Source organism: Coleofasciculus sp. G3-WIS-01 (assembly GCF_040223135.1).
In the GTDB taxonomy this organism is placed as follows: Bacteria; Cyanobacteriota; Cyanobacteriia; order Cyanobacteriales; family Coleofasciculaceae; genus Coleofasciculus.
The window spans coordinates 1-23,575 of sequence record NZ_JAVJZI010000047.1 but is presented as its reverse complement, the minus strand read 5'-3'; the positions used below and the strand labels follow the sequence as shown (position 1 = coordinate 23,575).

19 protein-coding genes are annotated in these 23,575 nt (G+C 47.7%); 6 read left to right on the top strand and 13 right to left on the bottom strand.

From position 1 onward, the window contains the following. The 3 genes from RIM23_RS04860 to RIM23_RS04850 form a co-directional block, all read right to left on the bottom strand. On the bottom strand, positions 1–346 hold a 346-nt coding region (locus RIM23_RS04860; RefSeq protein ID WP_446364942.1), incomplete at its 3' end, for an IS607 family transposase. Positions 347–484: 138 nt separating this feature from the next. Next, the gene (locus tag RIM23_RS04855; protein ID WP_446364940.1) at positions 485–1,495 is read right to left on the bottom strand and encodes an S-layer homology domain-containing protein; all 1,011 of its coding nucleotides are present in this window, start codon (positions 1,493–1,495) and stop codon (positions 485–487) included. A 97-nt stretch (positions 1,496–1,592) separates the two neighbouring features. Beyond that, positions 1,593–2,216 carry a (2Fe-2S) ferredoxin domain-containing protein gene (locus RIM23_RS04850; protein ID WP_446364938.1) on the bottom strand — a complete coding sequence of 208 codons (624 nt, stop codon included), beginning with the start codon at positions 2,214–2,216 and terminating at the stop codon, positions 1,593–1,595. Between the two features lie 292 nt (positions 2,217–2,508). Here RIM23_RS04850 and RIM23_RS04845 point away from each other — a divergent pair, with 292 nt between their 5' ends. Then, entirely contained in the window at positions 2,509–3,705 is a 1,197-nt protein-coding gene (locus RIM23_RS04845) for an RNA-guided endonuclease InsQ/TnpB family protein (RefSeq protein WP_446334718.1), read from the top strand. A 1-nt stretch (position 3,706) separates the two neighbouring features. Here the strand turns inward: RIM23_RS04845 and RIM23_RS04840 are convergent, their stop codons facing one another. Further along, positions 3,707–5,239, bottom strand: coding sequence for a GspE/PulE/PilB domain-containing protein (locus tag RIM23_RS04840; protein WP_446364936.1), 1,533 nt, complete (start codon positions 5,237–5,239; stop codon positions 3,707–3,709). Between the two features lie 166 nt (positions 5,240–5,405). Continuing rightward, complete coding sequence (locus tag RIM23_RS04835) at positions 5,406–6,578, bottom strand: HetZ-related protein 2 (protein ID WP_446364934.1); 1,173 nt, start codon at positions 6,576–6,578, stop codon at positions 5,406–5,408. 278 nt (positions 6,579–6,856) lie between these two features. Here RIM23_RS04835 and smc point away from each other — a divergent pair, with 278 nt between their 5' ends. The 3 genes from smc to RIM23_RS04820 all read left to right on the top strand — a co-directional run bounded on the left by smc (position 6,857) and on the right by RIM23_RS04820 (position 12,858). Further along, entirely contained in the window at positions 6,857–10,639 is a 3,783-nt protein-coding gene (gene smc, locus RIM23_RS04830) for a chromosome segregation protein SMC (protein WP_446364932.1), read from the top strand. 81 nt (positions 10,640–10,720) lie between these two features. Beyond that, complete coding sequence (locus RIM23_RS04825; RefSeq protein ID WP_446364930.1) at positions 10,721–11,716, top strand: PRC-barrel domain-containing protein; 996 nt, start codon at positions 10,721–10,723, stop codon at positions 11,714–11,716. Positions 11,717–12,213: 497 nt separating this feature from the next. Further along, a complete protein-coding gene (locus tag RIM23_RS04820; RefSeq protein WP_446364928.1) occupies positions 12,214–12,858 on the top strand; it encodes a hypothetical protein in 645 nt (214 codons plus the stop codon). 33 nt (positions 12,859–12,891) lie between these two features. On the opposite strand, the gene dacB is transcribed toward RIM23_RS04820, so the two are convergent. Then, the gene (gene dacB, locus RIM23_RS04815; RefSeq protein WP_446364926.1) at positions 12,892–14,442 is read right to left on the bottom strand and encodes a D-alanyl-D-alanine carboxypeptidase/D-alanyl-D-alanine endopeptidase; all 1,551 of its coding nucleotides are present in this window, start codon (positions 14,440–14,442) and stop codon (positions 12,892–12,894) included. A 147-nt stretch (positions 14,443–14,589) separates the two neighbouring features. Here dacB and RIM23_RS04810 point away from each other — a divergent pair, with 147 nt between their 5' ends. Continuing rightward, positions 14,590–15,321 carry a DUF429 domain-containing protein gene (locus RIM23_RS04810; protein WP_446364924.1) on the top strand — a complete coding sequence of 244 codons (732 nt, stop codon included), beginning with the start codon at positions 14,590–14,592 and terminating at the stop codon, positions 15,319–15,321. A 188-nt stretch (positions 15,322–15,509) separates the two neighbouring features. Here the strand turns inward: RIM23_RS04810 and RIM23_RS04805 are convergent, their stop codons facing one another. From RIM23_RS04805 to RIM23_RS04790, 4 genes are all read right to left on the bottom strand, one after another. Further along, a complete protein-coding gene (locus RIM23_RS04805; protein ID WP_446364923.1) occupies positions 15,510–15,641 on the bottom strand; it encodes a hypothetical protein in 132 nt (43 codons plus the stop codon). After that, complete coding sequence (locus RIM23_RS04800; RefSeq protein WP_446364921.1) at positions 15,634–17,982, bottom strand: nSTAND1 domain-containing NTPase; 2,349 nt, start codon at positions 17,980–17,982, stop codon at positions 15,634–15,636. The genes RIM23_RS04805 and RIM23_RS04800 overlap by 8 nt, the downstream gene beginning before the upstream one ends. A gap of 343 nt (positions 17,983–18,325) precedes the next feature. Next, positions 18,326–18,544 (bottom strand): hypothetical protein, encoded by a 219-nt coding sequence (locus RIM23_RS04795; RefSeq protein WP_446364919.1) that lies wholly within the window; start codon positions 18,542–18,544, stop codon positions 18,326–18,328. Continuing rightward, positions 18,519–18,899, bottom strand: a complete 381-nt coding sequence (locus RIM23_RS04790; RefSeq protein ID WP_446364917.1) for a hypothetical protein — start codon at positions 18,897–18,899, stop codon at positions 18,519–18,521. Before RIM23_RS04790 ends, RIM23_RS04795 begins: the two co-directional genes overlap by 26 nt. A gap of 181 nt (positions 18,900–19,080) precedes the next feature. Between RIM23_RS04790 and RIM23_RS04785 the strand changes: the two genes are divergently transcribed. Beyond that, on the top strand, positions 19,081–19,299 hold the full coding sequence (locus RIM23_RS04785; RefSeq protein ID WP_446360552.1) for a hypothetical protein: 219 nt from the start codon (positions 19,081–19,083) through the stop codon (positions 19,297–19,299). 60 nt (positions 19,300–19,359) lie between these two features. Here the strand turns inward: RIM23_RS04785 and RIM23_RS04780 are convergent, their stop codons facing one another. The 3 genes from RIM23_RS04780 to RIM23_RS04770 all read right to left on the bottom strand — a co-directional run bounded on the left by RIM23_RS04780 (position 19,360) and on the right by RIM23_RS04770 (position 23,406). Further along, positions 19,360–20,271 (bottom strand): ribonuclease D, encoded by a 912-nt coding sequence (locus tag RIM23_RS04780; RefSeq protein WP_446364915.1) that lies wholly within the window; start codon positions 20,269–20,271, stop codon positions 19,360–19,362. A gap of 232 nt (positions 20,272–20,503) precedes the next feature. Further along, positions 20,504–21,910: a (Fe-S)-binding protein gene (locus tag RIM23_RS04775; RefSeq protein ID WP_446364913.1), complete on the bottom strand. Its 1,407-nt coding sequence runs from the start codon at positions 21,908–21,910 to the stop codon at positions 20,504–20,506. Positions 21,911–22,089: 179 nt separating this feature from the next. Next, complete coding sequence (locus RIM23_RS04770; RefSeq protein WP_446364911.1) at positions 22,090–23,406, bottom strand: FAD-binding oxidoreductase; 1,317 nt, start codon at positions 23,404–23,406, stop codon at positions 22,090–22,092. Positions 23,407–23,575 lie beyond the last annotated feature (169 nt).

Here is a 23,575-nt window from a genome sequence, read left to right as displayed (position 1 = left end):
AACTGGTAATTAATTTGATTAATCTAATCAATCCTTTCTTTTTGTAGTTCATGCCACTACCGAGATCTTGAATAATCTCAAATTCCCATCCCTGTTTGGCACAGTAACTTTCTAAGACTAAAACTTGTCTATTTAGATCGTCTTTTTGGTCGTGACTAGATACTCTAGCATAACCAACGGTTAATTCGTTACCAGATTTATTACCAATTAAGTCAACAATATCGTATCGACGATGACCACCAGCTGTCCGAGAAGCTCGTATTTTGCCGTTGAGTTCCCATCGGTGCAAAGTTTTGACCGTCACACCTAGTAGAGTTGCTGCTTCTTGGGGCGTTAAACTAGACATTGCCTAATTATATCATAGAAAATGTCCAGTTATGTCACTAATTGTCTAGATATTTACGGACTGTTAGTTAACCCTATCTAGCATCGTGACATACTCCAGACAGCGATACAAGTATACGCTGCTGGCTTCTCCCACCTACTAAGGATTGACCACATACTCAGAGGAGATGGCTTCTGCTTTCTCAGCTTCGACTAACGCCTGATAAACCATCGCCGCTACCTCAGCACGAGTTGCATCTTGGTTCGGATTAAGAGACTCAAGATTAGGGTAATTCACCACAATACCCGCTTCTGTCGCCGCACTGACTTTTTCGCGAGCGTACTCCGGAATCTGAGCTGAATCCTGATAAGTTTGTAATACTTCCTGAGAGGGTTGAGTTTCTTTTAACCCCAATCCACTCGCCAATGCAACTAAGACTTGCACCTTAGGAATCGGTTGCTTAGGTTGAAAGGTATTATTGGGATAGCCACGCAAAAAGTTGGTTTTGCTGGCTTCCTGAATTGCGGACCACGCCCAAAATTCTGAGGATACGTCTTTAAAGTTGGGTGTCGCTAATGTCGGTTGTTGCTCAAAAGCCTTTTTCAGCAACGCCGCAAATTCTGCTCGAGTGATCGAACTATTCGGTTTAAAGGTGTTACTCTCTGGAAAGCCGCTCATAATATCCCGCCGCACCAGAGCGGTAATATAAGGACTTGCCCAATAGTCGTCGGGAACATCGGCAAAGTTCACCGGTTCAACAGGCGTTTCAGTTGGCGTTGGTGTGGGTGTTTCTGTCCTTGGGGCTGAGACAATAGGAGCGAGGGGAACGGCTCTAGCTCTTTCTGGAAGCGCCTCGTCTGGGGATGAGGGGGAGACGGTTAAGGGGGGAGAGGGTGAAGGGGAGGCTGGGACTATTTGAATGCGGCTGGGGGTTTGGCGAGTCGGAGTCGGATCAAGTGTCGGAGGTGTCAGTTTTGGCGCAACTGGTTCTTCTATCGTTGGTTCAGAGGTGGTTGAGCCAACCCACTGCTTCAGGTTGAATCCCTTTTGCCGTTGACTCAATACTCCAATCAAAATCGCACCGATAGTGGTAACGGCGATAATTATACCAATCCATTCCTCCAAACCCAGTGGAGAGGAGTCCGAATCAGGTGGCGGTAGATTTCTCATTATGCACCTTGTTTATCTGGCAACAACACTAAGAAAGCAAGGGGAATCGGAGCACTAAATCGTTTTTGTTGAATTCTTGACCCCCAATTCTCCAGTGTCAGCCTCCACAGTTAACGGTAGAGCGTTGGGATACACTTGCCTCTGGCTCTAGTTTACTGCCAAAGTGCTTGTCCACCAACGTCGGTACGTCTTCGGGAGCTACCTCATTGTACCGGGCTTTGTCTGGCATTAATACCATACAAGGACCTTTTTTACACTGTTTCATACAGCCTGTGTCTTTAATCGCTACTTTCTCATCAAGGTTGCGATCGCGCAAGGTTTCATTCATCGCTTGATGGACTTGTACTGCACCGCGCTGGCGACAGGATGATTTTTTACACAGCATGATGCTGGCTTTGGTTTTCTGCGGAGACGGTTGCAAAAGTTTCTCATATTGCTGGGACTCTGTCGGTGTTTTCAATGTCACCGTTTTGGCTTTGAGTTCCAGTTCCCCAGTTTTCGGTTTGTACTTCTGTTTCCCAGACACTTCAATCTGATCTCCGGGTTTAAGCATGTGGGGGAGAGAATCCCGTAGGGGTTTAGCCAGCTTAATATACCGTTCACCTGCTTCTGTATTTACCCATAGCAACTTGGGTTTTTTGTCTGCCTTACCCAGAAACTTGACAAATTGTCCCTCTAGCAGAAAGGGGGTGACTTGTGTTTTTTTATGTGATTTACCCATGAAAGTACTCCTATGTCTCCCTCTAACCGTAACTCTAATTGATAAAAAATGTCATCTATTTTTTGTAATAATTCTTCATCCCCCGTTACAAAGTGAGCGGGGAAGCTTGTTCCAGAGGTTCCGGTGGAACGAGGCGAACATTTAAAACTCAAACTTCAGCTAAAACAGCAGGAACCCCGCGCTCTGGCGAAGCCGAGCGTCGGGAGGAATGCGAGTCCGGCGTAGGAACGGAGCCGGACAATAATCTATCGGACATACAGACAGCCTCTTTCTGATGAGATACAATAGGGCTATGAATCAAGTCCTGACTATCTCCTGTAAGCTCAAGGTATCTGAGTTGCAACCCGTGAAACTGGATGCAACGCTGGATGCGTTTGTGCAGGCGTTGAACTGGGTTAACCAGAACACGCCGGAGAAGATAGTCAATGCAGTGAAGCTGCAATCGCTGTGCTACTACGAAGTTCGCGCCCGATTTGGCTTGTCGAGCAATTTGGCGCAGCAGGTATGCAGGAGAGTAGCAGGTTCTCGCAAGGTTGCCAAACAAAAGAATCGTCCGGTCAAGGTCTTCAAGGCTGGCTTTGTTACCTATGACGCTCGAATCTTCTCGTTTCGGCAGAAGGACTGGACAGTTTCGCTCACCACCGTTGAGGGTCGTGAGCGTTTTGAATTGGCAATTGGCAACTATCAGCGAGGGATGTTGGCAGGGGCTAACCCAAAATCGGCAACCCTAGTAAAACGGCAAGACGGTTCCTACTACATCCAAATTTGCCTGGAGTCGGAACCGCCAGAGCCGCAAGATGGGGATGAGGTTTTGGGTGTGGACTTGGGACGCACAGATATTGCACACACATCGGAAGGTCAACACTGGGATGGGCAAGACATAACCAAAGTTCGTGACCACTTTGCCAACTTGAGAGCCAAGCTCCAGCACAAAGCCAGTAAGGGCACACGCAGTTCGAGACGGAGATGCCGTCAACTGCTGCAACGGTTGTCTGGTCGTGAGCGTCGTTTCCAGAGTTGGGTCAATCACAATGTTTCTAGACGCATCGTTGAAACCGCAAAAAGTATTGGAGCCAGTATTGCTCTGGAAGATTTGACGGGAATTCGGGAACGCACCAACCAGCAACCGCGAAACAAAACAGAACGCAGACGCAGTAATAGTTGGGCATTCCATCAACTGAGGCTGTTCATCGGGTACAAAGCCTTGGGTGCTGGCGTGAAAGTTGTCACCGTCAATCCTCGCTATACGTCCCAAACCTGTCACCAGTGCCTGCACATTCACCCTGACCCCGATAAGTCCTATCGCAGCGGCAAGCGGTTTAAGTGTGGTCATTGCGGCTGGCATGGTGACGCAGATTTCAACGGTGCGATGAACATTAAAGCAATCGGGGCGCTTGTAAACCGCCCTGAAGGCTCCTGGTTGTCTTGCGAGACAATTGGAGGGCTCTTGAAAGCCCGCACTGTACGCGATAGCGTCAGCGTCGGGTAGTTTACTTGTCCTGCTGATCCATGGGATTGTGAGTCAGGGTTTTGAGTTGCTTGTCGAGATGGTGTAAGAGTTGGTTAAGAGTTTTGAGTGTCTCCATGGGAGGAAGGGAGTAGCGATAAGAGCGATCGCGGATATCATTTAACTTGTGTTGCAGTTGTCCAGCGAGTTTGATCGCATCCTGACCCAATCGTTCCACCTTTTGTTGTTGATAGAAGGTCAAAGCTGCTCCGCGCAAGAGTTGTAGCGTTGCCTCTTCCCCGTGAGTACCGGGTACAACTCGCAAACACAATAGAAGAGATTCTTGCTGATAGAATCGCTCACTTTCTATCTGTTTGGGCTGGGTAATCGGCTGCAAAGGCAGGTTAACCAGGTGCTTAAGTTCAACAATGATATCTTCAAAAACGGACAGGCTTAATTTGTCCAAGACAGACTGGGAAGAGTTATCTTGGCGCAAAACAATGCGACCGCGCTCAGATAGTCGCTGGAAATACAGCCGACCCATTCCCCCCTGCAACAGGCGACCTAATAACTCTTCCACGATTTGATGGGGGGCTAAGGTTGCCAAAAACGCGATCGGACGAGATAAATACAGGGGCTTCACCTCTAAGGGTATCAAAGCCTTAGTCGGCAGTGACCTTTTGTAAACTGGAGTCAGCGCCGTCTCAGCCAATACCTTCTTGCTGGAATCAGGGGGCGGTTTTACCGGGGAGTGATCAGAGGGCGATTGTGAAGTCGGTTGGGGTGTTACTGCCGATGGCGGGCTATCCTTTTGGCTGGGGAAGCCATAGGATTGGTTCAATTCGTCCTGGAGTTGGCGGATATCATCGATAATCAATGTCGGTTGAGAGGCTTTAGCCGGAGGATGATTGGTCTTCGCCGCCGCTTTTGACGCCTCAGGCTGCACCGCCTCAGTTTCAGTTCGACTCGGATCATGGCTGGGTGGAGGTTGAGATCCTGTAGGCGGCTGATTATTGGTTGTCTGATCCTTAGTTAGACGAGCAGGATCACTCGGTTGCGGTTTAGACCCTACAGGCGTAGAGTTGCTTTTGTGATCAGCAGCCGGAGGAGAAGGGGTTGACGGCTCAGGCTGATTCACCTCATCTTCAGCTAAACTGACATCATCAATAATTAGTGTTGACTGTTCCGATCGCGCAATAGGCTGTTGACGTCTAGAGCTTTGCCTTTTCGATGCCGTGCCTTGATGAGCTTTGTGTAAATAGGCAGACAGCATAGTTTTATGAGTGCTGGCGGTAATCTGTTCGACTTTCAGAGAACAGTTCATAAACGCCAGGATGCGACGCACATAATCGAGGGCAGTAGAGTCGTGGAGATCGACCATACCCAGTTTGAGGTACTTACCTTCGAGAGAAAGGGGCAAGAATTGATGAAATAGACAGGCTTCAAAAGGCAGAATACTATCAATCAGCCGAAACATTTGCTCACTACTCACGCCAGAGAGTTCCGACGCTTGAGAGGATGATGGTGACTGAACAGGAGTGTCCGCTCGTTCTGGGTCCTGTGGTGAGGGTAACATAATAATTTCTCCAGCCTGAGTATCAATCGGTTCAGATGCCCCAGGAGTCAGATGATATAGACTGTCCGGTTTGGGATTGGCAAAAAGGTTAGCTGTTAACCCTACTTCAATTGTTCCTGACTTTGGTTAGGGAATACACAGAATTGGCAAAAGATCAACGTTCTGCTTAAGAAGAGCTGCGTAGGTCTTGAGCCGCTAAGTAGAGCTTACTCCATTCGCCAAGTGCCTGGTTATACTTCCAATTTAGATCCTTGGCAATGACATCTAACGTTTTGCCGGCTATCAATTGTTGGATTAACTGGCGCTGCTTATCGGTTAGACTTTGCCAATAGTCTTGCCACTGTAGGGGGGTTAGCCCTAAATTATGGTCTTTTAAGGACACTTCTAACCAACTGGCGACTAATTCAGGCTTAACTTTAATAGAAAAAACCCGAATCGCATGGTAACTGATTTTTTCTCGCAAGCGATAAACCTTTTGGATGGGCAAGTCTAAGGTTTTCGCGATCTCCTCTTGAGATTTCCCTTGCAGATAAAGTTGTAACCATTGGGCGGCTTGGACGCCAACGTTTTGGTCGAGGTAGGCTTCAAATTCTCGACGTACTGATAGACGCAGCACTTGTTGCTCTTGCCAAACTTGAGTCTCTTGATAATCCGCGATCGCTTGATTATCTAACAAACTCACCGGAGTATCGGTATCATCGGAGGTGATCGACTCTGAGACAAATCGCACATTTTCCCCGCCTGGTAGATGAGTCATCCCACCCCGTCCTGATCGCTTGAGGAAATTGACAAATCGATAGACGACCAAAGGCTGATTGCGGATCGGGCGTAAACAATATTCCTCAAGGGTAGTGAGTAACAGGGCGTCGCGTAAATGAATGTCTTCACTACATTGGGCAATCCAACCAATCTGCCCTTGGATATAGCGATCGCTGTTTAATAATTCCTGAATCACTTCTTGCAAGACATCTACCACAGCGCGTTGGCGATCGCGACTCAAAGACACCCACGTCCGGATTTTATTGCGTAACGTGACTAAACCCGCTAACCGACCCGTTAAATTGCGATAGGCTTGCTCTGGAGTTACCCCCAAATAGCGCTGTCGTAAAATCCGATAGCGATAGTCCATCGCTTGGCTGACAATCTTGAGTTTGTCTGGGGTATGATGGTTTAACTGTTCCCTGTTTTCTCCCAATAACCACTGGACAATGCTGGTTCGGATCTCGGGGCAATAGTCTGGATAGTCATTCGATAAACGCTTTTGCCACTCTTGTTCGAGTTGATCTGCCAACTTTTCCATCAGATGGCACTCCTCTAACCCCTGTTTTAATGTTTGCATAACAACTCCCCTCTTGTTGCACTGACTGTTTTGATAGAGTCTGCTGTGTTAATTTCATCATTTCTATCCTGAGATAGAAGTGATCGCCCTCCTGTGTTGCTTACAAGACAGTCACATCAGTATTTTGACCCAGAGTACGCCCTCTGTGAGACTCAGATCTGCCTTGAGAGTGTTTTGGATCACAAGTCGCTGGAAATTGGCTCGCCCTGTATTATGGTATCTTCCCAATACGGCAAGGATATAGAAACCGAACAACGAACCTGAACTGACTCACGCCTATGGTGCATGTCAAGCGCCTAGAACTCACTAACTTTAAATCCTTTGGCGGCACGACTCAAATTCCGATGCTGCCTGGATTTACTGTGGTTTCAGGACCCAATGGATCAGGAAAATCCAATATCCTCGATGCCCTCCTCTTTTGTCTAGGGCTATCCACTTCCAAGGGAATGCGGGCTGAACGTCTTCCTGATTTGGTTAACCATAATAAAGAGCGGCGGAGTACGGTTGAAGCCAGGGTTACGGTTACATTTGACCTATCTGACGCACCCGATTTTCTAGTTGCACAACAGATGCTGGAAAACTCGAAATCAGCAGCAGATGAGGAAGCACAAGAAACAGAGGAATCTGAAGAATCAGACGAACAAGACAATCCCAACTCCCAACCCCCAACTCCTCAATCAACAGAATGGAGCGTGACAAGGCGGCTACGGGTGACCAAGCAAAACACCTACACCTCAACCTACTATATCAACGGTGAACCCTGCACGCTGACTCAACTGCACGAGATGCTCAACCGCCTGCGAGTTTATCCCGAAGGCTACAATGTGGTTTTGCAAGGGGATGTGACTGGGATCATCTCCATGAATTCGCGAGAACGACGGCAGATTATTGATGAATTAGCCGGAGTCGCCGCATTTGACCGCAAAATTACCCAGACGAAAGATACCCTGAATGAAGTTAAAGAACGGGTTGATCGCTGTCGGATTATTGAAAAAGAACTGATCACCCAACGCGATCGCTTAGCGGCGGATCGGATTAAGGCAGAGAAATACAAAAAGCTACGGGCTCAACTCCAGGAAAAACAACAGTGGGAAGTCGTTCTCAAATGGCGATTGCTGACAATACAGGTGGCTCACCTGAAGACTCTGATTGAGAAAGCAGAACAAGACGAACGCCAGTTTACTCACCAACTCACCACCCTAGAAACCGAAATTGTTCAAGGAACCACTCAACTTGAAACCCTCAACGCCCGTGTGAAAGCCTTAGGCGAAGAGGAACAAGTCGCGGTATCCGCTACCCTAGCCCGCCTTGACGCTGAACGTCGTCAGTTACAACAACGCCAACAAGAATTAACCCAAAACCTGGCAGATACAGAGGCACATCAACAAACCACTCAGACTCAGATCCAGCAACAGGAACAAAGCCTGCAACAGCTTCAGGCTCAACGACACCATCTAGACACCCAAATTATCGCCTCACGCCGCCAAGAACGGGATGCGGCTCAAACCGCCCTGAACGCCAGCCGAGAACAAGGGGATGCGATCGCGTCGGCTTCAGAAGCTTGGGTACAGCAACAAAACACCCTCACCCGCCAAATTGAAACCCTGCTGCAAACCCTGAATCCCCAGCGCACCGAACAAGCCCAACTCCAAGAACGTTATAACCAACTCAGCCGCCAAAGTGACGAACAAACTCAGCTTTTAGAACGCATCGCCCCAGAACTTGCCAGCCTTCAAACACAAGGGGCAGAATTAGAAGGGCAATTGAACGCCGTATCGCAACAGATTCAAACCCTTGCCCACACCCTAGCTGCTACCGAACAAGAACAACAAACTCAACGGCAAACCCAAACCCGCCTCCTGTCAGAACAACGGGACAAACAGCGTCAACTGGATAAGCTAGAAGCCCAAGCACAAGCACAGCAAGAAGCTCAAGGCACCTATGCCACTAAAATTATCCTCCAAGCCGATATCCCCGGCGTTCATGGCTTGGTTGCCCAACTTGGTCGCGTAGAACCTGATTACCAGCTTGCCCTGGAAACAGCGGCTGGTGGACGTTTGGGTCATGTCGTAGTCGAAGATGATGGGGTGGCGGCGGTAGGAATCGAACTGCTCAAACAAAAACGCGCCGGTCGTGCTACATTCTTACCCTTAAATAAAATTCAGCCGCCCCGATTTTCCCCACTTGTGGCACTACGCCATGCTCAAGGGTTTATTGACTATGCGGTGCATTTAATCGATTGTGAGCCTCGATACCAAACGATTTTTGCTTATGTGTTTGGCTCGACGGTGGTGTTTGAAACCCTGAGTACAGCGCGTCCCTATTTGGGTCAATACCGGATTGTCACGTTAGATGGAGAACTCCTGGAAAGTAGTGGGGCGATGACTGGGGGGAGCAGTAGCTACCGTTCTGGATTACGTTTTGGTACGAGTGATACCAGTGACTCGGCACAGATGATGGCGTTGAGGGATCGTCTCCAGGATATTGAAGCCATGTTAAAGCGCTGTGACGAATGGCTAGAACGGGAATCAGCAACGGCGAAAAATCTGACTCAAACCTTGACAGAAGCCAGGGAAACCCGCTCCCAGACGCAGTTACGTTTAGAGCAATCCCGCAAAGAAATTCAGGCGCTGACGGAGCAACAAGCTCAAGTGCGATCGCTCCTGGCAAAAAATACCCAGGAACGACAGACGGCGGCTGAACGTTTGCACCAGTTAAATCAGGAACTACCCGCCCAAGAAAGCCAACTGCAAGCCTTACGCCAACAACTAGCTCAACTCGAAGCCGAGCAAACCCCCCAGGAATGGCAACAGATTCAGAGTCAAATTAAAACCCAGGAAGCGGTATTAGGCGATCGCGAACAGGCACTGCGAGAGGCGGAAAAACAGCTCCAAGCCTTAGAGAATCAGCATCAGCGCACGAACGAGAAGCTGGCGATAAGTTATCAACGGATTGCCGAATATCAAACCCAACAACAATCGATTCAACAACAGCAAACCGAGATTAATCGTCAGCTTGAGGCAATTGACGCCCAAATCACTCAAACCCAAACCCGATTAATCCAGCTAGAGGAGCGTTTAGGGGAAGCCAAACAAGAACGCGATCGCACAGAGGCTATACTCAGAAACCAGCACCTAAACCAGCAAAAGCTGTCTTGGCAAAGGCAAAAACTTCAGGAAAGCCAGGTAACCAGACAGGAAAAACTGGCTACCCTGCAAACTCAACTGGAAATTCAACAGGCTGAATTACCCAACCCCTTGCCAGAAGTTCCCCTGATGGTAGAGGGATGTAGAGACGTTGCACGCAACGTCTCTACAGATGGGGCGGGTTTAGTTCCATCTGGATGTCAAGAAAACGATAGTAGTGAAAAGAACCCCTATACAATTTCCCAACTCACCGCTCAACTTGAGACACTGCAACGGGATATCCGTAACGGTCAAAAACAACTTGAGGCAATGGAACCCGTGAATATGCTAGCCTTGGAGGAGTACGATCGCACTCAAGCCCGTTTCCAGGAACTGTCTGAAAAACTGGCAACTCTAGAAGCGGAGCGAACTGAGCTATTGCTGCGAGTTGAAAACTTTACCACCCTACGATTGAGAGCATTCAAAGAAGCCTTTGATGCGATTAATCAAAACTTCCAAACAATTTTTGCCGAACTCTCCGAGGGTGACGGGCATCTGCAACTGGATGACAATGATGATCCCTTTAACGGCGGACTTAACTTGGTGGCTCACCCCAAGGGCAAGCCGGTGCAACGATTGGCGTCGATGTCCGGCGGCGAAAAATCTCTCACCGCTCTGAGTTTTATTTTCGCCCTGCAACGGTATCGACCGTCTCCCTTCTATGCCTTTGACGAAGTTGATATGTTTCTCGATGGGGCAAATGTCGAGCGATTAGCTAGAATGATCAAACAACAGGCTAAACTTGCCCAATTTATCGTTGTTAGTTTGCGCCGACCTATGATTGAATCTGCCGAGCGCACCATTGGTGTTACCCAAGCAAGAGGAGCGTATACTCAAGTCCTAGGATTGAAATTAGGGTCTGCCAAACGGGACTGATATAGATTATATGTGATTATTAGCCTTGATACTATTGATAACCATTCCAGCAGGAGTTGAGATTCAGGATTGCAAGACATAATGACAACTGAACTAATTCGTCAGCGCTCCGATTTTTTAAACACTCAGGTGATTACTCGCAATAACGGTAAGCGCCTAGGTGTCGTTAAGGAGCTGCTAGTAGATATTGATCGGCGCGAAGTTGTGGCATTAGGGTTACGAGACAACCTGCTCTCGCTGGCTGGAATGCCGCAGTATATGCTCCTCAGCAGCATTCAACAAGTGGGCGATGTCATCCTGGTTGAGGATGAGGATGTGATTGAGGATGTTGATGTTGACGCCTACAGTACGCTGATCAACAGCGAAGTGATTACCGAAACCGGTGAGCTCTTAGGTCGGGTTCGAGGTTTCAAGTTTAGCGTAGAAGATGGCAAGGTGGCGTCTCTGATTATTGCTTCGTTGGGATTACCCCAAATCCCTGATCAGGTGATTAGTACTTATGAATTACCGATTGAGGAAATCGTCAGCAGTGGGCCGGACCGCTTAATCGTCTTTGAAGGCGCTCAAGAACGGTTGATTCAGCTAACTGTTGGTATTCTAGAGCGTATGGGTATTGGTAATCCTCCTTGGGAACGGGAAGAAGAGGAAGGCTACTATGCGCCCACCACTCGACCTGAAAATCAATTGGGGACAGGAATACCCGTTCGCACCCCGATTGCTCAACCCATCCAGAGGGCTACACCCGTCGAGGAACGGTGGGATGAGGATTGGCAAGAGCCTGAGCCTGAGCCGATACGCCAACAACGGGCAGAGCCAATCTATGCCGAAGCCCAACTCGAAGAAGATAATTGGGGGGATGAATGGGAAGATTCTTCTCAGTCAGCGCGTCGGTATGAAGAACCCATTTATGCCGAATCTGAACCTTATGACCAAAACTCTAAAGATGAGTACGCGGATTATGAGGTAGAAGGTGATGCTTGGGAAGATAATGTAGAGCGCGAACCCTATCAAGCACCGCCCCTTAACATTCCTGAAAAGACTAAAACCCCAGAATACGAGGAAGAAGCGGGTTATTAGGACAGGGTTGTCGAAGGTTTCCCCCCCCCCATTTTCATTCAAGTGGGGTGGGTTTAACCCTTTTATACCCTTGCACCGCTATCAGGGAAAATGTAATATGGCTCCCCCTGCTCCCAGACGTGCCATGGCACGTCTCTACATTGCTCCCCTGCTTCAAGAGCTCCCTACCCCCACCACATGACTTATTCAGCAACCCCTAATTATAGGGAAGATTGTGGAGACGTTGCAAGCAACGTCTCTACAAGTTTTTGCGGTCAGCATAAATCTATGACTGTTGTCTGTGATTTATATTACATCGTTAAATAGAAAGAATCACAGATTACTTTAATGATTGATCACGTAGAGTTATCGCCAAATCTTCGATATTAAAATTTTGATAAAGAAAAAAGGTCAAATTAATAGTGTGAGAGGTAACGGATTACGGATTTAAACTGACCTTGATCAGGATGATCCTATCATTTTTAGTGAGTAGATAAATAGGTTATTAACAAACTGCTATGTTTAGTGTACAAAGCCGAGGGATGTCGGAGTTTATTCATTCAGAATTCCTCCAAGCGTTGCAACCAAGACTTGCAACTCCCAACTTGAGTCTGACAAATGTTCCCCTCGATGAAAGCTTATCATTTGAATTATGGACACCAAAGTGGACGCCTAGACTGCAAGACTTTAACCCTGTAGAACTCCACTTACTAGAGTGCGATCGCTCCCGTATCAATCGGATTCTATCAAAGTTAGTTTGGTTAATGGGCGCCATCTGTGTGGCTGAAGATGAGTTTGAAGTTGGAGAACGCCAACCCATCCATGACTGGGATGCGGTGCTTGAATTTGTGACTCGTGAAGGTCGCTGTGTTAATCCGATTGTGACGCGGGTTAGGTTCAATCCCCAAACGATTATCCCAATTTATGATCGAAATCGCAAACAAGAGGGTATTATTCCACCCCAAGCCTGGGAAATTTCACCACCCCACTGGTCAATTGTTTTTGATGACCTGATAACCGTTGATAACGGTTTTCAACTTAAACAAAGTGATGATTGGGTATCTGTGGAGATTTGGACAGGTAAACCCATACGTCGAGAAGTTAGAAGTGGCAAGTTTTATACAGAATATCATGATCTCTACGCCACGAGTCGATTAGCCTAATTCTAAAGAAAGGACAAATGACAAATGACCAACTTAACAAGAACGTAACCGCGTCAGCAACACCACAATCTCATCAATGGCTTGACGGATAGTACTCACCGATTGATTGGATTGATTCACCATAATACTAAACACCAACGGTTGATAATCGGGAACATCTACATAGCCAGAAAGCGCTGACACGCCAGTCATGGTTCCGGTTTTGGCATAAACTCTCCCTTGGGCTGGGGTATTCTGAAAACGCTGTCGTAGTGTTCCTTCTATCCCAGCCACAGCTAAGGAGTTTCGATAGGATTGTGCCATCGGAGTTTGTGCGATCGCCTGTAAGATTTGTACTATAGCCGTGGGACTAACTAGATTGTGACGAGACAATCCTGAACCATCAGCAAGGACGTATGTTTCCGGTTCAACCCCTAATTCTGTTAAGATATCTCTAATCTGTTCCCGTCCCGCCTTAGCCGTTGACTCATCCGCCTCTTTGTCAGTCACACCTAGCGATCGCAATAAGGCTTCCGCATACAGATTATTACTTTGCTGATTGGTTTCGGTGATCAGTTCCCTCAGGGGAGGAGATTCCACCGCCGCTAATTCAGCGTCCTCCTGGGAATTAGAATCAGTCGTAACATAGGCTTGTGTCACTTGAATTCCTGCATCCGCTAGCGCCAGACGGAAATGCTCCAGAAAATAGTTAGCTGGATCAGGAATTGCCACCGCCGTTAACCAAAGTCCTGCATCCGCTGCTAATTGACCCCGAATTCGCAATACAGGTTTACCCATCACCCCAGAAATGTTAACGGATTCCGGTGATTCGGCTTCAGCAGTAAGGGTTTGATTTTCGATCTGCCATTGTTTTGCCGCAATGGGATCAGCCCAAGTAAAGTTCAAAGGTTGTCCTATTTTTTGGGGAGATAGGGTTAGTAATGCGGCATTTTCATTGAGAATTAAACTATTGACGGCAGTCCCATAATAAAATTGAATATCTGACCATTCCCAGGTGGGGTTAACCGTGGGTTCACTAAAATAACGATCTTCGACAATCAGTTGATCCACGCGCCGAATTCCCTGACGCTGAAGCTGTTGGGCTAAGTTTTTTAACTGATCCGTACTTAAACTAGGATCACCTCGCCCAATGACTCGTAATTGGCTGATCATTCCATCTGAATTAGTGCCATAAACAGAGGTGCGAATGCGAAAATCAGCACCGAGTTGGGATAAAGCGGCGGCTGTGGTGAATAATTTGACATTGGAAGCGGGGATAAAATATTGATCGCGTTCATGACTATATAGGGGTGTAGCTGAGGATAGGGGTTGGATCAGGATACCCCAACGGGCATAATTAAATTCTGGACGATTTGCGATCGCGTCGATGGAGGCTTTGAGATCGGCTGGACAAAGGGTTGGTGTTGTCGTATCTGGGGAGGATTCAACCGTTGTCGGTGCATCCGTTTGAGCCGTGACTGGGGTTGGCTGGGTGAGGAATTGCGCTTCAAATAACAGCAGCAACAGCAGCAGCAGTTGTTTGGGGTTAAACCTGGGGCGGTAGGAAGGTTGATTGGTTTTGAATGAGAAAAGGAAATTGAGCATAGACAGAGGTTTGCGCTATCTCTGATACTGTACAGGGAATTAAGGCGCGATCGCCTGACAATATATGTAGTAGGGTGGGCATTGCCCACCCCACCAGTATGGATAGGGTTTGAATCCTCAAATTGCGTAAGTCCTGATTGGGAACAGATGAAATTTATCGGAATTGACCTCGGTTGGACTTCGGGCGCGAGTGGTTTATGTTGCCTCAATTGGTCAGATGGACAGCTTCAGCTATTAGAATTAAACCGCAAACAAGCCACAGCAGATATTCTCAATTGGATTAATGATTGGACAGCCGCCACTGAACCCGCCATCATCGCCGTAGACGCCCCCACCCTGATTCCCAACGCCACTGGAATGCGCCTCCCGGATAAACTTAGTCATCGGTATTTTCACCGCTACCACGGGGGGTGTTATCCGGCAAATCGCCAGCGCCCTTTTGCTCAACGTACAATAGAGTTTGGTTTGAGTTTGGAAGCACGGGGGTTTATTCACGCCCCACAGATAACGCCTAAAACCCTGGGGCGCTATCAAATCGAGGTCTTTCCCCATCCCGCGATCGTGCATTTGTTTGGATTAAATCGGATTCTGAAATATAAGAAAGGAAAACTGGCAGAACGTCAAGGGGAATTATTAAAACTTTATCATTTAATTCGGGATGTATTGCCGAGTTTAGAACCAAAACTTGACGGGATTGATGGTTTAAATGGTAGTTTTTCGGAACGATTTACGGGGGCAACGCTGAAGGAACTAGAAGATAAACTGGATAGTTTAATCTGTGCCTATATTGCGGCTTACTGGTGGTATTGGGGGATTGAGCGCAATTGGGTATTGGGTGAGGTTAGCACGGGTTATATTATTGTCCCTGCACCTGTATAATATTGTTCGGTTTAAAGAGCAAGAGGAGGCGATTGAAATCGCAGCTACACAAACAAAGTCCGCCTGCGCGGACTAGATTATAAAGGGGGTGGCTAACCCGGATTTGGTATGAAGGGGTGTTCTAGATGTCATTGGAGAATGAAGCGAAGCAAAGGGAAGAATCTCTGCCAATGCTGAGGCTAATCCTATCACTGAATCGGATGATGAATGCGATCGCACTGTACCTCACCAACTTGCAATACGCTGTAAGCACACACGCCATTGAGGGTAGGGACACGATAATATCGTGCCCCTACGCAGCACCACCATAAATCACTCATTCCGCAGCGACTCTAACTCCTCTGGCGTGAACGGATTCTCCCCATCTTTTAACGCCTCAATCCAGCGTTGACGTTTGACTTTTATTTTCTCGAAATAGTCTATATGAACATCTTCTGGCTTCCCCCTTTCAAAGGGGGACGGGAGGGGGATTTCCAAACCCTGACTCTGACCCACAGAAAGATATTGTTGCAAATCCCGTTCAATTTCCGCCCGCGTTTTCAGGGGGCGAGTCCCCTTCTCATCCGTCAACAAATACAGCACCAACTCCGCCGCCTGCTGATTCTCTTCCCCACAATCTGCCACGACTTCATCTAAATAGCGCTGCACTAACACTTCCTTCGCCTGTTCCCCATACTGGCGATATTCGGCTAATCGGGTAATTTTCTCGGTTTGCAGTTGCGCCCCCACTACCTGCAACTCAATTGGGCGCACTTCCTCCACATCCCCGGCTAAATCCTGCACCAATGCCTCAATTAACGCCGCTTCTAGATGAAAACTCGACCTTTCCGTCAGCCGTTGAATTATCGATTGAGTATCGGCGGCGGAAAAATTCCCTAACCGATAGAGGATATTGCGACTGAGAATATCATTGCCAATCACCTTCATACTCTCCAGGTAATTGCACTCTAATAGATAGTGCAAATAATCCTCTCGCAGGGAGAGAACTACCTTGACGGGGGAAATCTTCAGACATTCTCCGATAAATTGGAAAAAGCGCCGCCGTTCCCTGGCGTCGGGATAGACAAAGAAAAATTCTTCAAACTGGTCAAAAATCAGCACTGTCCGCAGATTTAATCGTTCTGTGCGCTGTAGGTATGGGATTGGGGATTGGGGAATTTCTCCCCTATCTTCGTCATGGGGATTGGGCGAAGCATTTGCGTTGGGATTTTGGCATAAAACCGAGACATCTGGGCGCAAATGCTTCGCCCCTACGAATTCCCCTACGAATGCCCCTACGAATGCCCCTACGAATTCCCCTGCGAATGCCCCTACGAATGATGCGTCTGCTTCCCTATCTGCTAACGCCGCCGCCAATACCTGTGCCAATTCCTCTTGCCAATGGGAATATACCCGCATCGTCACTGGTAACGTATCTGATGTACCCATCACCTTCTGCTTCAAGGTTGGCACTAATCCCCCCTGCACCAGGGAACTTTTGCCCACGCCAGATTGCCCATGAATCACAATTAACTTACAATCATTCCGCCCAATCCGTGTAATTAACCGTTCCACATCCAACTGACGCCCCGATGCGGCAATTTCTGGGGCTATCATTTCCCCGACTCCCGGCTGAGAATCGGCTGGAGTTACCGCTGTGGGTGCTAGCTTTGCCTCCCGTTGCGGCTGTATCCACGCTGCGCCGACAAATGCCCGTAAGCCATACTGCTGTTCTATCGATTGTCGCTTCAGTTTAATCTCAAAAGCTTGAACATAGTGCCGTTGCTGAAAATAACTCTGCTGCAACTGACTAAGAATGTCCAGATAAAGGGATGTGTTATACTCCGGACTGCCTACGGTTTGGGCGCGTTCTAAGTTCTCAATCGCCGCTTGGGGTTGATTTAGCCCAGAATACGCCTGCGCTAAGGTGAATCGATACTGACTCTCGGCGTATGCCATCTGCCAGGGGGTGTCAGTCTCCCTTGAACTTGCGGCTAAACAGTCCAAAGCCTGCTGCGCCAATTCCTGTGCCTTGTGCCAGTTTGCTTCTGCTAGGGCGACTTGGGCTAATAAGCCATAATCTTCGGCTAATTTATTGGACAGATTTGCTTTTTTGTGGTATGCAACTGCTTGTTCTGTCCGCCGTTGTAATTCCTGCCACTCCCCCAACCGCCGCAGAATCTGCCCTAAACTGGATAGGGAATTGGCGACTAAATCGGGACGTTGGGCGGCTTCAAAGACAGCGAAACATTGCTGTACATACTGCCGCGCGGCTTGCCAATCGGAATGCTGAATCTCATCAATAGACGCGGCTTTTAAGGAATAGCCTATTGCCAATTCTTGCAACAGTTTCCCCTGGCGTTCTAACTGCTCACAGTCTTGCCAAAGGGCGGCACTATTTTGATAATGGATTAACGCCCGGCCTAAATTTCGGTTAACTGGATGACCCGCCTGAATCGCACCGCGTAAGGTTTCCACGGTAGCGGCTAATTCTGGATTCCCTTGATAATCCGCCTCTGGTAATTCCTGCGTCGCTTGGTGAATTTCCCGACATTGGTCTAAACTTAGGCGTAAACTCCCGGCAAAAAATTTCTCGATATTTTCCTTTAAAACCGCAATTAATTCCTGCCTAGGCATCAAAAAATGGGAACTAATCCCCCAACTTTCATGCATCGGGCGCATAAGTCAAGAAATCCTTTAACGGATTAGATTTGGCTTGTAGTAAGGGCTTTAGCCCTAGATTCTGTTAGGTTTCCTTGCGTTTTCCCAACCTACAACCTATTCCACAATTTTAGGTGTGCCACGCCAGTAGGTTTTGAACAAATATTAGCATCAATGGTTATGGTCGGGGCGGGTTTAGTCACATTCAGGTCAAAGAGAAACGATAATAGTAAAACCCGCCCCTACAAACCTGGTTTCCTCCCGGTTCCCTCCCCTTATCAAGGGGAGGGTTTAGTCACATCTGGGTCAAAAAGAAACGATAATAGTAAAACCCGCCCCTACACAATCCCCAAAGGACAAATGACTAATCCTGCATTTCCTTCGCTTCTGCCAAAAGGGGATTGATATCAAACCAGGATTCCTCATCTTGCCGATATTCAAACACTAATCGACTATTAATTAACTTTTCATAGCCATCCGCCCCACTCACTTTTTGGCTTTGTCTCACCTGGCGCAATAATTCCCAATCGGCGTCTGATACCGCCATCATCATTTCGTTACGCCGGGAACGAATCACCGCCAAGGTTATCCACGATGACCACGAGTCCATTTTTACCGATCGCTTTTAGGGATGCGATCGCAGGTTCGATTAATTCCTGATTTATCGCATCCACGAGTTGATTTTTCTGTGGTCTAAGATACCGATTTAGTCGTTCTCGCAGTCTCGCATCACTTTTGGTGCGGGTGGTAATTTCGCCAATGCCAAAATAGAGGGAAAATTTATCGGCGTCTGACGCCATCCCTACATCCCCCAGAGAGTCACCCAGTAGCTTCAGTCCCGGAATCTTGAATTTTATCCCTGTCACCTCAGAGTTTAACACCTCCAATGCCCCAGCCAGAAACTCTTTCAGCTTCCGGGCTTTGGCGTTTGAACACAACCGGGTATTCGTTTCTCGAACATCGGTTCAGTCGTCGAACCCTCAGCCACAAAATTTTTGTGATTGTTACAATTATTTACTCAAAAGATCAGGCTTTGTTCCCCATTTTTAGAGACAAAATCTAAATTTTTGATTAAGATCTTGGTGGAACTTAAGAATATTTTTAGATTTCGGTAATTTTATGATAGTAGCAGAAAAAATACAATGGCGGTATGTCAGCCACAGCTCATCTCATTTAGCCCTATTATTTGCCGAAACCATGCAAACGGGACAAATTAGCTTTTCGGAGTGGTATGAGTTAATGACAGCGCCGTTAGAAGATGCATTGAGTCCTGAGGCTGAAGATGCTATTACCCGTTTAATTTATGGGGTACGTCACGGATTGATCCGAGTCCTCTAGTACCGCTACCTAGAAACTCATGTACCAGACGTGCTTTTGCAGCGTCTATAAACATGGCAATCAAAATGGCAAGTCTTCATCCTCCGGTGGAGTAATCGAGAGTCGCCAAATCTTATTATTCTCTTCTTCTACAGGTAATTCCTCGATGACCTCCCCTAACTTCTCTTGTAGAGATTTAGTCAATTGTACCGATAAATCTAACTCAATACCCAGTTTTTGGGTCACTTGTGCCAATTGATGAAAGGCTACTTTTTTGCTGGTGCGATTTTGACTAGATAAGCGAAAGCCATTGACGTTTTGCACCTTTTGCGCTTGCATCGCCGCTTTCAGCCGTTCCTTAATTTGTTGAATTTCCGTATCCAGTTGCTTCCAGCGATGCTCGATTTGTCGATATCGTAGGGTTAGGGCTTCAATATCTTCCGTGGCGGGGTCAGGTTGAGCCAGCTCTAACAAATGACGGTGAACCTGAGCCACATAGAGGACATCCTTAGCCGCGTAATCGAGTTGGCGGGGTGAGAGGGGACGTTTCCTCCAGTCGCCTGTTTGTTCCGTTTTATCCACATGGGGACATATCCCAAAATATTCAGTTAAAGTTTTAAGCTGATGATTGGGGACAGGGAGGCGATAGTAGGGAATCGTTTTCGCCAGTTCTAGGGTACAGGTGACATTTTTTGCCTTACGTTTACCCAAAAATTTCCGGTCATAGCTGGCGTTGTGAAAGACTTTCTCAATCGCCGGATTGTACATAATTTTAGCTATAAACTCATCGGCGAGTTCTGGCTGGTATAGCACATCGAGAATCGAGACACACTCACCCGTGAACTCATTCCCATCCGCCAAGACTTGAATTAAAGACAATTGGGGCGTATCGGTTTTGTAGTCAGCGACTTCCGTATCTAACCATAGGATAGAGGCTTGAGTGCAGCTTGCGATCGCGCGTTCAATATCTTGGGCTTGAGTGAGGTATGGCATTAATGACATCCTGCTACAGCATTGTAGAAAATGCTGTATACCATCCTACACGCTAATGCTCCCCCTGCTCCCTCTGCTTCCCCAGCTCCCCCAGCTCCCTCTGCTCCCCCAGCTCCCCCAGCTCCCTCTGCTCCCCCTGCTCCCCCTGCTTCCCCAGCTCCCCCTACTTTTGGCGCTTAAGTTGACACCAATAACGGGGCGTGCGCCCCTACTTCGATTCCCGTTTCCCCAATCACCTATCACCAATTCCCAACTTTTCCCCCCGAATGGAATAATCCAACAACTCCATCGGATGCATCAACAGCATCTCCTTCTCCTGCAAGTTTAAATGCTTCTTAATTTGCAGCGAACACCCCGGATTCGATGACGCAATTAACTCCGCCCCCGTATTCAACAAATTCTCAACCTTTTGCTGTCCCAACTCATCGGCTACTTCCGGTTGCAGCATATTATAAACCCCCGCACTACCACAACACAGCGCCGCATCGATGGGTTCGCGTAATGTTACCCCCGGAATTTTTCGCAATAACTGACGCGGTTGTACGGAAATCTTTTGCCCATGTAACAAATGACAAGCATCCTGATACACCATTGTCAAAGGCTTATCTGTCAGAGGTGACAATTTAGCCGTCAACCCTACCTCAGCTAAAAATTGCTGCACGTCTCTCACCTTCGCCACAAAGTCTTGCGCCTTCTGGCAATAAGCTGGATCATCTTCTAAAATATGCCCATATTCCTTCAACGTATGACCACAGCCTGCGGCATTAATAATCACATAATCAACACCCGTCCCCTCAAAACTATCAATCATCTGTCGCGCCAAGGCTTTAGCTTGTTCTGTTTGTCCCTGATGTTCGGGTAATGCAGCACAACACCCTTGAGTTTTAGGAATCACAACTTCACAACCATTCGCTGTTAATACCCGCACCGTCGCTTCATTAACCGGAGAGAAAAATAGCCGCTGTACACACCCCAAAATCACACCCACTCGATACCGCGTTTCCCCTTGCGCTGGAATTACATCGGGGAAGTTATCCTGAAAGGACTTTAAAGTAATTTGCGGTAAAATTGAATCCATCGCCGCTAAACGGGGGAATATCTGCTTTAGCAACCCCGTAGACTGGACTAGCTTCTGTAAACCCAATTTTTGATACAGATAAAGTGGCGCTAGGAAGGGGCGCAGGCGTCTCGGATAAGGAAACAGATTAAAAATTAGCGCTCTAATCATCCGATCAGATAAACTCCGAGGCTGATTTCGTTCTACCTGATGCCGTGTCGCTGAAATTAACTTATCATACTGTACCCCAGAGGGACAGGTAGTCACACAAGCCAAACAGCCTAAACAGGAATCAAAATGTTGCGTCGTCGCCTCTGCTAATGGTGCTTCACCGTTGTTAATCGCATCCATCAAATAAATCCGTCCCCTCGGCGAATCCATTTCTTTGCCAATCACTCGGTAACTAGGGCAAGTAGAGAGGCAAAATCCGCAGTGAACACAAGTATCGATTAAGTCTTGTTTAGGCGGATTTTTGGCATCAAAACCAGGGGATTGAGATTCATTTTGTTCCGTTTCTAACGCTGTGGTTTCCGCGCTTTCTTTAACAGAATCTGGTGTGGGAAATTTAAAGTCCGTTTGCATATTTTTTTAGGTAGATGTACAGAACTAATAGCTAATATTGAATGTTCCAGACGTGCCAGGGCGGGTTTATTCACATCCGGGTGCAAAAGAAAAGATAATAGTGAAACCCGCCCCTACATTCGTAAAAATCAGGTTCCCTCGAAGGTCGTGAAGGGTCAAATCTGCTCCTGTGCCTTCTTTCAAATATCTCCCACAAATCGATTAGGACTTAAAATAGTTTTCGGATCAAACGTCTGTTTAATTTGGCGCATAATATCTAAAGCGTTGCCACTGTATCCCCAAACATCAAGCTGTTGCTTCAAACTAATTGGAGCCTCTAGTACCGTCAAAAAACCGCTGTGGGATTGGCAATGCTCTCGCATCTTTAAAATTGTCTCCGGTTTCACCGTCTCAGGTTTAAGCCGCAATTTTCCTAAGCCCCTGCCAACATGGATCAGCCCCAATCCCGTTCCAGAGGTTAGGGTATCGAGTACAGTTAAAGTCATTACTGCCGCCGTTGGTACTACTCCTATTTTGCAAGTAATCGCGGTGGATTGGGGCATTCCCCAGATTTGTTCTGGCAATGATTGCCATAGATGAGCTTCATCATTATCCTGATAAAGTGCGCCTTGTAATCCCAACTGCTGCCCAACCTCTAGCAAACGGGAGGACTGTTCCTGTACACTTTCAGTAACGCTTTGGAAGCGAACCATCAAGCCCATCCCTTGACCGATGCCTAATTGTTTGACCAGTCCAGAGGAGAGTAAGTCGGCGGCTGTAGGCGTTAGGGCGGACGCGAATAGGGTTTTGGTAGTTGATGCGATCGCGTCAGCGTCTCCCGTCAGCACGAGTGTCCCTGAGGCTTCTTGTACTGGATACAAGCGAAACGTCACTTCTGTTAAAATTCCCAGGGTGCCATACGCCCCCGTCAACAGTTTCATCAAGTCATAACCTGCCACATTTTTCACCACTCGTCCACCGGCTTTGGCGAGTTGTCCATCACTGCGGACAAAGGAAACCCCCAAGAGCATATCCCGAACCCCACCATAGCGTTGTCGCCATGAGCCACTATCAGCGGTTGAAATAATTCCACCCAGGGTGGCGGCTTCCGGGTAGGCGGGTTCTAGAGGCAAAAATTGATTGGTTTTCAGCAGTATTGGCTGTAAATCTGCTAACTTCACACCCGTTTGCGCCGTTACCGTTAAGTCACCCACCGCATGATCAATCACCTGATTCAGGTTTTGGGTACTAATCACCAAGTCAATCGGTTTACCTACACCCGCCCACGCCAATTTGCTACCGTTTCCACAGGGGAGAACCCGCCAGTTATTGGTGTTGGCGCATTCGATCACCTGACAAAGCTGTTGGACAGTGCTAGGGCAAACGAGAGTGCTAGTAAGGGTTTCCCCGCCGTAAGCCTTCTGGAGTCGCTCTTGCCATATCGAGGGTAGATTATCTCCCTGGTAGATGTTAGAGTCACCCACAATCGGTGTTAGAGTTTGTGCGATCGCATTCATCTTTCTTCCCCCGTGGAAACCCCCGTTATACCGCTTCTAAAAACCTAGACAAACCTACCCATAAGTAATTCTGCCTTGGTATAAGTCCACGGTGTAACTTTTGGTCGATAACCGTTAACGCAAAAACTTGGCTGATACCCGGCATTGTTGCTCGATATCAGCCTTAACC

What these genes read in the sequence shown, in the direction of transcription:
- RIM23_RS04770 (WP_446364911.1), bottom strand. Translation starts at nt 23,406, where the DNA reads ATGAATGCGATCGCACAAACTCTAACACCGATTGTGGGTGACTCTAAC.
- smc (WP_446364932.1), top strand. Translation starts at nt 6,857, where the DNA reads ATGGTGCATGTCAAGCGCCTAGAACTCACTAACTTTAAATCCTTTGGC.
- RIM23_RS04845 (WP_446334718.1), top strand. Translation starts at nt 2,509, where the DNA reads ATGAATCAAGTCCTGACTATCTCCTGTAAGCTCAAGGTATCTGAGTTG.
- RIM23_RS04810 (WP_446364924.1), top strand. Translation starts at nt 14,590, where the DNA reads ATGAAATTTATCGGAATTGACCTCGGTTGGACTTCGGGCGCGAGTGGT.
- RIM23_RS04825 (WP_446364930.1), top strand. Translation starts at nt 10,721, where the DNA reads ATGACAACTGAACTAATTCGTCAGCGCTCCGATTTTTTAAACACTCAG.
- RIM23_RS04840 (WP_446364936.1), bottom strand. Translation starts at nt 5,239, where the DNA reads ATGTTACCCTCACCACAGGACCCAGAACGAGCGGACACTCCTGTTCAG.
- RIM23_RS04820 (WP_446364928.1), top strand. Translation starts at nt 12,214, where the DNA reads ATGTTTAGTGTACAAAGCCGAGGGATGTCGGAGTTTATTCATTCAGAA.
- RIM23_RS04780 (WP_446364915.1), bottom strand. Translation starts at nt 20,271, where the DNA reads ATGCCATACCTCACTCAAGCCCAAGATATTGAACGCGCGATCGCAAGC.
- RIM23_RS04805 (WP_446364923.1), bottom strand. Translation starts at nt 15,641, where the DNA reads ATGAGTGATTTATGGTGGTGCTGCGTAGGGGCACGATATTATCGTGTC.
- RIM23_RS04835 (WP_446364934.1), bottom strand. Translation starts at nt 6,578, where the DNA reads ATGCAAACATTAAAACAGGGGTTAGAGGAGTGCCATCTGATGGAAAAG.
- RIM23_RS04855 (WP_446364940.1), bottom strand. Translation starts at nt 1,495, where the DNA reads ATGAGAAATCTACCGCCACCTGATTCGGACTCCTCTCCACTGGGTTTG.
- RIM23_RS04800 (WP_446364921.1), bottom strand. Translation starts at nt 17,982, where the DNA reads ATGCGCCCGATGCATGAAAGTTGGGGGATTAGTTCCCATTTTTTGATG.
- dacB (WP_446364926.1), bottom strand. Translation starts at nt 14,442, where the DNA reads ATGCTCAATTTCCTTTTCTCATTCAAAACCAATCAACCTTCCTACCGC.
- RIM23_RS04850 (WP_446364938.1), bottom strand. Translation starts at nt 2,216, where the DNA reads ATGGGTAAATCACATAAAAAAACACAAGTCACCCCCTTTCTGCTAGAG.
- RIM23_RS04785 (WP_446360552.1), top strand. Translation starts at nt 19,081, where the DNA reads ATGATAGTAGCAGAAAAAATACAATGGCGGTATGTCAGCCACAGCTCA.
- RIM23_RS04775 (WP_446364913.1), bottom strand. Translation starts at nt 21,910, where the DNA reads ATGCAAACGGACTTTAAATTTCCCACACCAGATTCTGTTAAAGAAAGC.